Origin of the sequence: Actinomyces sp. HMSC075C01 (assembly GCF_001812965.1) — a bacterium.
In the GTDB taxonomy this organism is placed as follows: Bacteria; Actinomycetota; Actinomycetes; order Actinomycetales; family Actinomycetaceae; genus Actinomyces; species Actinomyces acetigenes.
In genome coordinates, this window is record NZ_KV810992.1 from 1 (window position 1) to 639 (window position 639).

General features: G+C 62.9%; 1 protein-coding gene. It reads left to right on the top strand.

Going from position 1 to position 639, the window contains the following annotated elements; genetic code table 11:
- Positions 1-382: 382 nt before the first annotated feature.
- The gene (locus HMPREF2883_RS06575; RefSeq protein WP_256277370.1) at positions 383-553 is read left to right on the top strand and encodes a hypothetical protein; all 171 of its coding nucleotides are present in this window, start codon (positions 383-385) and stop codon (positions 551-553) included.
- Positions 554-639: the final 86 nt, after the last annotated feature.

Here is a 639-nt window from a genome sequence, read left to right on the forward strand (position 1 = left end):
CCCAGCCGGGGCTCGATCAAGTCTTCCGACTTAACCTCGCTCTGGCGAGCAACTCCGCTACTTTAGAACATTTGCCGGTTCAGCGTCAACCTCATGAGCATTGCTCTCGGTCACACCGATCGACGTTCCGCCGTAGCAGATCCGCTACCGGAAGGCCTTGAACTAGGCCCGGCCCGTTCGGCAGCGGGCTGTACTTTAGGCAGGTCCACCCCACGGACGTCAAACCGGGAGCCCATGATCCAGGACACACCTACTTTTCGGCGGCATTCCAACACTTTCGGTAACCGCCCGCATGTGCGGCAGCAACACCCCGCCGTTCGTCAGTCGTCAGTGTCCACCGACCAGCCCGACGCAAGCACTCATGGTCTCGTTGTATCTGGCCATGTGGCCCATCGGAACCGGAGGTACCGAGAACGCCGCGACCAACCCCTTGGTCGATCTCCACCGGGTTCTGACCTTGTCCGCCATCCTGTTCGCCCTGACTCGGGCCGGCGACACCCTGGGGCTGGGCACCTGGTGGTCTCGTCTGGTCGGCGACTCCTGGCTGCGCTGATGCCGCCGACGCCGTCTTGACTGACGAGCGAGCTCAGGCCATGTACTGAGCACGGCAAGGGGCGTGAGACACCTGCGGGTGTCTCA